The sequence below is a fragment of the Curvibacter soli genome (assembly GCF_029211125.1).
Classification (GTDB): Bacteria; Pseudomonadota; Gammaproteobacteria; order Burkholderiales; family Burkholderiaceae_C; genus Curvibacter_A; species Curvibacter_A soli.
This window is the reverse complement of the sequence record NZ_JARGEN010000051.1, coordinates 69,727-78,082: the sequence shown is the minus strand read 5'-3', so window position 1 is coordinate 78,082 and position 8,356 is coordinate 69,727. Positions and strand designations below refer to the sequence as shown.

The following is an 8,356-nucleotide window of genomic DNA, read 5'->3' as shown; positions in this document are numbered from 1 at the left end:
GCCAGGGGCCGTCGACCGGCGCCACCACGCGCCACGCGGCGGCCTGGGCGCCCGCGCCACGCACGGCCAGCACCAGCGGCAGGGTCTGCGGGCTGTCGGTGCGCTGCGGCGAGAGCGGCACCTCGGCGGTCCACACGCCGTCCTGCCACTGCTGCGGCCAGCCGCTGCCCTGCGCGGCGTCGTTGTCGATCACCTCGGGCGTTTCAGGGAACAGGTCGAGCCGCTGGCCCTGCGCGGCGGCGGGCAGGCCGGGCACGCGCAGCGCGAGGCGCTGGCCGTCCACGCGGACCTGCGCGCCTTCGGCGGCCAGTGGCTGCGGCTGCGCGGCCAGTGCGGCGTCGAAGTCCGCGTGGTGCAGCGCGGTGGAGCCGCGCACCGGCACCTGCAGCGCGAAGCTGCCTTCCTCGGGAATGCATTCCTTGCGGCAGACCAGCCAGGCGGCCTGCAGCCGCACCTCCACCACGGCGCCGCCGTTGCCCAGGCCGTCCACCCGCGGCGGCCTGTACTGCTGCGACACCGTGAGCGGCACGGGCAGCAGCAGCGTACCTTCGTAGCCGTAGTTGACCAGGCTGCCGATGCGGATCTTGCGCGGCAGCGGCCAGGCGATCTCGCCCGCGTCGATGCCCGCGGGCAGCGTCCAGGCCAGCTCGGTGGGCAGGCCCGAGTCGCCGGAGTTCTTCCAGTAGGTATGCCATTCGGGCTGGTGCTCGATGCGCAGGCCGACCCAGAACGGCTGCCCCGGGGCCACGCCGTCGGGCGCCTGGGCCACGAGTTCGGCGCGCACGTGCGCCGTGGTGACCACGCTGCCGGTGGTGGAGGTTTGTGGAAGATTTTGGGCCTCAGCGCTTGTAAATACTGCGCTGGCAGCTATCAAAAAGATAGTCGCAAGGGTGCGAAGAATGGGGCGGGAGGGCATCGGTGCGGCCATGGTCGGCATGGTGGGAGGCGCGCCTGGGGGCGTAAGTTCCGGGCGGCGCTGGTGGCAGACGGTCAGGCCAAGCCTGGCGCCAGGCCGCCTTGGGACGCAGGCGCGTTACCGGTGGCGCAGCGCGCGTACCGGGGGCGGTCCCGGCGGAGGAGGTCGAGGGGCATGGGCCGATGGTAGCCAACCAACCCCCAGCGGCAACGCCGTGGCGGATGTGCGGCGCACCTGCGGGAATATCCGCATCCGCCGCGGGGCCGGGCGCGGCACCCTCCTGTCGCGCATGGGTGGCACATGTGTTGCTTAGAACCTTTGCACAACGACGCACAGGAGAACATTGCATGCGTGCCGCCCCCACTGCCGCGCGCGACATCGCCGGCGCGCTCGCCGATGCGACCGCCCGCTTCGCCGCGCGTCACCCGCGCAGCGCCACGCGGCTGCGCGAGGCGCAGCGGGCCATGCCGGGCGGCAACACGCGCAGCGTGCTGTTCTACCCCCCGTTCCCCGTGGTCATGGCGCGCGGCGACGGCTGCCGCCTGTGGGACGTGGACGGGCATGGCTACCTCGACGCCCTGGGCGAGTTCACCGCCGGCCTGTACGGCCATTCCAACCCCATCATCCGCGGCGCCATCGAGGCCGCGCTGCGCCACGGCCTGAGCCTGTCGGCCCACAACGAGCATGAGCCCCTGCTGGCGCTGGAGGTGCAGCGGCGCTTCCCATCGATGGAGCTGCTGCGCTTCACCAATTCGGGCACCGAGGCCAACCTGCTCGCGCTGGCCGCCGCCTGGGTGCACACGGGCCGGCGCAGGATCATGGTGTTCGACGGCGCCTACCACGGCGGCGTGCTCTCCTTCACCGCCGCCGCCATGCCCCTGAACGTGCCGCACGAATTCGTGCGCGCGCCCTACAACGACCTGGCGGCCGCGCGCGCGCTCGCGCTGGGCCACGCGGACGGCCTCGCCGCCATCCTCGTGGAGCCCATGCAGGGCTCGGGCGGCTGCATCCCGGGCGAGCCGGACTTCCTGCACGGCCTGCGCGCGCTGGCCGACGACTGCGGCGCGCTGCTGGTGTTCGACGAGGTGATGACCTCGCGCCTGGCCTTCGGCGGGCGCCAGGGCGCCCTGGGCATCACCCCCGACCTCACCACGCTGGGCAAATACTTTGGCGGCGGCCTGTCGTTCGGTGCCTTCGGCGGGCGCGGCGACGTCATGGAGCGCTTCGACCCGCGCCGCCCCGACGCCCTGGCCCACGCGGGCACCTTCAACAACAACGTGCTGTCCATGGCCGCGGGTTATGCCGGCCTGGCGCGCGTGCTGACCGCCGACGCGATCAGCGGCCTGAACCTGCGCGGCGAGCTGCTGCGCGAGCGGCTCAACGGCCTGTTCGCGCGCCGCGGCGTGGCGCTGCACTGCAGCGGCATGGGCTCGCTGATGAACCTGCACGCGGTGGCCGGCCCGGTGCGCACGCGCGCCGACCTGCAGGGCGAGGACGCGCGCGCCAAGACACTGTTGTTCTTCGAGCTGCTGGAGCGCGGCGTCTACATCGCGCACCGCGGCCTCATGGCGCTCTCGCTGCCCTGGGGCGACAGCGAGGTCGACGAGCTCGTATCCGCCGTCGATGCCGCCGTGGCGCGGCACGAGGCGGTGCTGCCGGCGCGGGAGTGAGTTTTCAGCCCGCCAGCGCCCGCCAGCTCCGCACCGGCCAGTCGCTGCGCGCCTGTGCCCCGTCGCCGCCGAACACCACGCTGGCGCCGGCCAGCGCTTCGGGAAACGTCTTGGCGAAGGCTGCCAGGCCGCGGAAGTAATCGGGGTTGACGGTGGCGCCGGCCTTGATCTCCACCGCGTCGAACCGGCGGCCCGCGGGCAGCAGCAGATCCACCTCGGTGCCGGCGGCGTCGCGGTAGAAGTACATCTCGCCGTTCTCGCCCCGGTTGTAGCGCGTCTTCAGCGCGTCGATCACGACCAGGTTCTCGAACAGGCCGCCCAGCAGCGGGTCGCGCGCCACCTGCTCGGGCGTGCGCAGGCCCAGCAGCCAGCAGGCCAGGCCCACGTCGTGGAAGTACAGCTTGGAGCTCTTGACCAGGCGCTTGGAGGTGTTGGTGAACCAGGGCGGCAGCACGTGCACGATGTAGCTGGTCTGCAGCAGATCCAGCCAGGCGCGCGCGGTGGCGTGCGACACGCCAGCGTCGCTGCCCAGGCTGGAGAGGTTGAGCAACTGCCCCGCGCGCCCCGCGCACAGGCGCACGAAGCGTTCGAAGCGCTGCAGGTCGTGCACGGCGGCGAGCTGGCGCAGGTCGCGCTCGACATAGGTGGCGAAGTAGTCGCCCAGCGCCTGCGAAGGGTCCAGCCCGCGGTCGTGGATGCGCGGATAGAAGCCCGCCAGCAGCACTTGGGGCAGGCTGGGTAGTGCATGGACGCGCGCCGTCTCGGCCAGCGAGAACGGCAGCAGCCGCAGCACGGCGGTGCGGCCCGCCAGCGATTGGCTGACTTGCGACATCAGCTCGAACTGCTGGCCGCCGGTCAGGATGAAGCGGCCCGGCGTGGTGTCGGCATCGACGATGGCCTGCAGGTACGAGGGCAGCTCGGGCGCGCGCTGGATTTCGTCGAGGATGGCGCCATCGGGGAAGCCGGCCAGAAAGCCGCGCGGGTCTTCGCTGGCGAAGCGGCGCGTGTCCGGGTCTTCCAGCGTGGCGTAGGGCTTGTCGGGGAACAGGGCGCGGCACAGCGTGGTCTTGCCGCTCTGGCGCGGGCCGGTCAGCGTCAGCACGGGGTACTGGCGCGCCAGTTGCTGGGCCAGCGGGGCGATGTCGCGAGGAACCATGGCGGCAGAACAACAGCGGCGAACTAAGATGGCGCCCATGACCCTCCCCTCCCGCTTCTGGGCCGACCTGACGACCCGCGACTTCGCCTGCCTGCAGGCCGAGGGCCGTGTGCAGGACGTGGTGGCCGTGCTGCCCGTGGCCGCGGTGGAGCAGCACGGGCCGCATCTTCCGCTGTCGGTGGACGCCACGCTGGCTGAGGGCATCGTCGCCGCTGCGCTGCCGCTGCTGCCCGCGGACCTGCCGGTGCTGTTCCTGCCCGCGCAGCAGGTCGGCCTGAGCCCCGAGCACATCCGCTTTCCTGGCACGCTGACGCTCTCGCCCGCCACGCTGCTCGCGCTGTGGACCGAGATCGGCGAATGCGTCGCCCGCGCGGGCGTGCGCAAGCTGGTGCTGTTCAACACCCACGGCGGCCAGGTCAGCGCGATGGACATCGTGGCGCGCGAGCTGCGCAGGCGCTGCGAACTGATGGTGTGGCATACGAGCTGGTTCGCGCTGCCGCTGCCCGACGATGTGCAGGGCCTCTTCAGCGCGCACGAGCACCGCTTCGGCATGCACGCGGGCGACATCGAGACGTCGATGATGCTGGCGCTCGACCCGGCGCGGGTCGACATGGAACAGGCGCGCGATTTCCACACCAGTTCCGAGCAGCGCGCCCAGCGTTTTGCCATCCTGGGCAACGGCAGGAGCGCCAAGCTGGGGTGGCAGATGCAGGACTACCACCCGGCGGGTGCCGCAGGCAATGCCGCCGCCGCCACCGCGGAAAAGGGCCGCGCCGTGGTGCAGGCCGCCGCCGGGCAGCTCGCGCTGCTGCTGGCCGAAGTGGCACAGGTGCCGCTGGCCACGCTGGTGGAGCAGCCAGACCTGGGCGCATGACAGCGCCGCCCTTGCTCGCGCTGGAGGGCGTGGAGAAGCGCTACGCCTCGGGCACGCTGGCGCTTTCCGATTTTTCCCTCGCCGTGGGCGCGCGGGAGTTCGTCAGCCTGCTCGGCCCCTCGGGCTGCGGCAAGAGCACGGTGCTGCGCATGGCGGCGGGGCTGGATGCCCCCGGCGCCGGCACGCTGCGGCGCCCCGGCGATGCCGGCACCGGCTTCGTGTTCCAGGAGCCCACGCTGATGCCGTGGGCGCGCGTGGCCGCCAACGTGGCGCTGCCGCTCGAACTCGCGGGCCTGCCGCGCGCCGAATGCGCAGCCCGCGTGCACGCCGCGCTGCGCACCGTGGGGCTCGAAGGCTTCGCCCGCGCCTGGCCGCGCGAGCTGTCGGGCGGAATGAAGATGCGCGCCTCGATCGCCCGCGCCCTGGTCACGCGGCCCCGGCTGCTGCTGATGGACGAGCCCTTCGCCGCGCTCGACGAGATCACGCGCTTTCGCCTCAACGACCAACTGCTCGCGCTCTGGCAGGCGCAGGGCTTCACGGCGCTGTTCGTGACCCACAGCGTGTTCGAAGCGGTGTACCTGAGCCAGCGCGTGGTGGTGATGGCCGCGCGCCCGGGCCGCGTGGTGGCCGACATCGCCATCGACGAGCCGTACCCGCGCACCGATGCCCTGCGCGCCACGCCGCGCTACGCGGCCTGGTGCGCGCAGGTCTCCGGCGCGCTGCGCGAGGCCACCGATGCGTAAGGCGGTGCTGCGATGGCTGGTGCCATGGGCGTCACTCATGCTTGCGCTCGCCGCCTGGGAGGCGGTGGTGCGCATGCAGCGCATCCCGCCCTACATCCTGCCCGCGCCCACGCTGGTGGCCGCCACGCTATGGGCCAACCTCGGCAGCCTGCTGCCGAGCTGGTGGTTCACGGTCAAGGTCACCGGGCTGGCGCTGCTGCTGGCGGTGGCGGGCGGCGTGCTGCTGGCGGTGCTGTTCGCCATGAGCCGCTGGGTGGAGCGCGCGCTGTACCCGTTCGCCGTGGTGCTGCAGGTCACGCCCGTGATCGCCATCGCGCCGTTGATCCTGATCTACGTGGACGACACGCTGGCCGCGCTGCTGCTGTGCGCGTGGATCGTGGCGTTCTTTCCCATCCTCGTGGGCACGGCCACGGGACTCAAGAGCGCCGACCGCAACCTGCGCGACCTGTTGCGGCTCTACCGCGCCAGTCGCTGGCAGACGCTGTGCCGGCTGCTCGTGCCCTCGGCGCTGCCGTACTTCATAGCGGGCCTGCGCGTGGCCGGCGGGCTGGCGCTGATCGGTGCCGTGGTGGCGGAGTTCACCGCCGGCGCCGCCGGGCGCGAGACGGGCCTGGCCTCGCGCATCCTGGAGGCCAGCTTCCGCACCGAGATCCCGCGCATGTACGCGGCGCTGGTGCTGGTGTCGCTGACCGGCGTGCTGATCCACGCCACGCTGGGGCTGCTGGCGCGCGCCTTGCTTGGGCGCTGGCACGAATCGGAAACCCGACCTGGAGATGGCCTGTGAAGAATGCTCTCAAATCAATAGCTGCCGCCGCTTTATTTATAAGCGCTACAGCCGTTTTTTCTCAGGAAAAAATTGTCTTCGCCACGAACTGGAAGGCGCAGGCTGCGCACGGCGGCTTCTACCAGGCGCTGGCCGACGGCACCTACAAGCGCTACGGCCTGGACGTGGAAATCCGCCCAGGCGGCCCGCAGGTCAACAACCGGCCGCTGCTGCCTGCGGGCAAGATCGACTTCCTGATGACGGGCAACCTGCTGCACAGCTTCGACAACGTGAAGAACGGCGTGCCCACCATCGTCGTGGCGGCCATGTTCCAGAAAGACCCGCAAGCCATCTTCGCCCACCCCGGCCAGGGCTACGCGAATTTCAAGGATCTGACCAAGGCACCCGTGGCCTTCATCGCCAAGGACGCGCAGTTCAGCTTCTGGCAGTGGATGAAGGCCGAATACGGCTTCCGCGACGAGGCACTCAGGCCCTACGTCTACAACCTCGGCCCCTTCCTCGCCAACCCCCAATCCATCCAGCAGGGCTACGCCGTGGAAGAGCCGCTGGCCGTGCGTGCGCAGGGCGGCTTCGCGCCGCAGATCTTCCTGCTGGCCGACCAGGGCTACAGCACCTACAGCACCACCATCGAGGCGCGCACCGACACGGTGGAGCACAAGCCCGAGACCGTGCGCAGGTTCGTCGAAGCCTCGATCCTCGGCTGGTACGGCTACCTCTACGGCGACCCGAAGGCCGCCAACGCGCTGATGCAGCAGGCCAACCCCGACCTGAGCGACGCCAACCTCGACGGCTCGCGCGAGCTGATCAAGCAGCTCGGCATCGTGGACAGCGGCGAGGCGCTCGCCAAGGGCATCGGCGCCATCGATCCCGCGCGCATCGCCGACTTCTACGCCAAGATGGTCAAGGCCGGGCTGTACAAGGCGGGCGAGGTGGATTTGTCGAAGGTGGCCACCACGCGGTTCGTGAACCAGGGCCTGGGGCTGGACGTGAAGAAGCGGCTCACGGCGGGCAGGTAGCGCCCAGCGCGCCCAGCAAGGCGCGCAGGCCCGCCAATGCCTGCGGTGCCGCAGCGTTGAAGACCAGGCCGATGAGGAAGGCGGAAGCGAAGAAGGGCGGTCATCGGATGGCCTCCGCACCGCGCGCCGCGCGCCGCGGTGCGAGCCTCCTTCGGAGTGGCCGGGCGGGGGCTCATGCGGGCATGCACACGGCGGGTTCGGCATCGGCAGCGGCGCCGCCCGCCAGCACGCCGGCCATCGTGGCCGCGTCCACGTTGCCGCCCGTCAGCGCCACGCCCACGCGCCGGCCCTGCCAGCGCCCGCGCTGCTGCATCGCCGCCGCCAGCGCGGCGGCGCCGGCACCCTCGGCCACGTTGTGGGTGGCGGTGTAGAGCAGGCGCATCGCGGCGGCCACCTCGGCGTCGGTCACGGCCACCACGTCGTCGGCCTCGCGGCGCAGCACCTCCAGCGACTCGGGCACGGGCGTGCGGCAGGCCATGCCGTCGGCCAGCCGGGTGCTGACCGGCGCATCCAGGGCCCGCCCGGCGCGCCACGAATCGAGGTACGCCGTGGCATGGGCCGACACCACGCCGACCAGTCGCGTGGCCACGCCGCAGTGCGCACGCGCCGCCGCCGCGCCCGCGAAGCCCGAACCCAGGCCGATCGGCACGTACAGCACGTCCAGCGGCGCCTCGCCCTGGCGCTGCAGCGACTCGAACAGCTCCACGTAGGCCGTGGCCACGCCGCGCACCAGGTCGCGGTGGAAGGAGGGGATGCGGTGCAGGCCCTCATGCTCCGCCAGCCGCGCGGCGTGCTCGCTGGCGGCCTGGAAGTCGTCGCCGTGCTCGACCAGCCGCACGCCCAGGGCGCGCATGGCGGCGTTCTTCTCGGTCGAATTGCCGTGCGGCACCACGATGGTCGCGGCCAAGCCGTGCCGGCGCGCCGCGAAGCCCACCGACTGGCCGTGGTTGCCGCGCGTGGCGCTGACCACGTGGCGCACTGCGGGCTGCGTGCGCGCCAGCCCCGCGAAGTAGGTGAGCCCGCCGCGGATCTTGAAGGCGCCCACCGGCGTGTGGTTCTCGTGCTTGACCCACGCCGTGGCGCCCAGCGCCTGGCCCAGCAGCGGCCAGGCATATTGCGGGGTGGGCGGCAGCGCGGCGTACACGGTGCGCTGGGCGTCGGCGATCTCGTCGCGGGTGAACTGCATGGAGGCTCCTG

At 71.9% G+C, this 8,356-nt stretch carries 8 protein-coding genes; 5 read left to right on the top strand and 3 right to left on the bottom strand.

The annotated features are described in order from the left end of the window. Window positions 1-916: protein-disulfide reductase DsbD domain-containing protein (locus PY257_RS11555; protein ID WP_275741919.1), on the bottom strand; the 916-nt coding region annotated here is incomplete at its 3' end. Window positions 917-1,263: 347 nt separating this feature from the next. Here PY257_RS11555 and PY257_RS11550 point away from each other — a divergent pair. Beyond that, window positions 1,264-2,586 (top strand): aspartate aminotransferase family protein, encoded by a 1,323-nt coding sequence (locus PY257_RS11550; protein WP_275741907.1) that lies wholly within the window; start codon window positions 1,264-1,266, stop codon window positions 2,584-2,586. A 4-nt stretch (window positions 2,587-2,590) separates the two neighbouring features. Here the strand turns inward: PY257_RS11550 and PY257_RS11545 are convergent, their stop codons facing one another. Beyond that, a complete protein-coding gene (locus PY257_RS11545; RefSeq protein WP_275741905.1) occupies window positions 2,591-3,742 on the bottom strand; it encodes an ATP-binding protein in 1,152 nt (383 codons plus the stop codon). Window positions 3,743-3,779: 37 nt separating this feature from the next. On the opposite strand from PY257_RS11545, the gene PY257_RS11540 reads away from it, so the two are divergent. From PY257_RS11540 to PY257_RS11525, 4 genes are read left to right on the top strand one after another with little or no spacing between them, the layout of a single operon-like run. Continuing rightward, a complete protein-coding gene (locus tag PY257_RS11540) occupies window positions 3,780-4,616 on the top strand; it encodes a creatininase family protein (RefSeq protein ID WP_275741903.1) in 837 nt (278 codons plus the stop codon). Further along, a complete protein-coding gene (locus PY257_RS11535) occupies window positions 4,613-5,359 on the top strand; it encodes an ABC transporter ATP-binding protein (RefSeq protein WP_275741901.1) in 747 nt (248 codons plus the stop codon). The genes PY257_RS11540 and PY257_RS11535 overlap by 4 nt, the downstream gene beginning before the upstream one ends. A 37-nt stretch (window positions 5,360-5,396) precedes the next feature. Beyond that, complete coding sequence (locus PY257_RS11530; RefSeq protein ID WP_345799245.1) at window positions 5,397-6,143, top strand: ABC transporter permease; 747 nt, start codon at window positions 5,397-5,399, stop codon at window positions 6,141-6,143. Beyond that, window positions 6,140-7,159, top strand: a complete 1,020-nt coding sequence (locus PY257_RS11525; protein WP_275741897.1) for an ABC transporter substrate-binding protein — start codon at window positions 6,140-6,142, stop codon at window positions 7,157-7,159. Before PY257_RS11530 ends, PY257_RS11525 begins: the two co-directional genes overlap by 4 nt. A gap of 172 nt (window positions 7,160-7,331) precedes the next feature. Here PY257_RS11525 and PY257_RS11520 read toward each other — a convergent pair whose 3' ends face one another. Further along, complete coding sequence (locus PY257_RS11520; protein WP_275741895.1) at window positions 7,332-8,345, bottom strand: threonine dehydratase; 1,014 nt, start codon at window positions 8,343-8,345, stop codon at window positions 7,332-7,334. Between the last annotated feature and the right edge of the window lie 11 nt (window positions 8,346-8,356).

Coding starts and splice junctions, on each gene's coding strand:
- PY257_RS11550 (WP_275741907.1), top strand. CDS start 1,264: ATGCGTGCCGCCCCCACTGCCGCGCGCGACATCGCCGGCGCGCTCGCC.
- PY257_RS11545 (WP_275741905.1), bottom strand. CDS start 3,742: ATGGTTCCTCGCGACATCGCCCCGCTGGCCCAGCAACTGGCGCGCCAG.
- PY257_RS11540 (WP_275741903.1), top strand. CDS start 3,780: ATGACCCTCCCCTCCCGCTTCTGGGCCGACCTGACGACCCGCGACTTC.
- PY257_RS11535 (WP_275741901.1), top strand. CDS start 4,613: ATGACAGCGCCGCCCTTGCTCGCGCTGGAGGGCGTGGAGAAGCGCTAC.
- PY257_RS11530 (WP_345799245.1), top strand. CDS start 5,397: ATGCTTGCGCTCGCCGCCTGGGAGGCGGTGGTGCGCATGCAGCGCATC.
- PY257_RS11520 (WP_275741895.1), bottom strand. CDS start 8,345: ATGCAGTTCACCCGCGACGAGATCGCCGACGCCCAGCGCACCGTGTAC.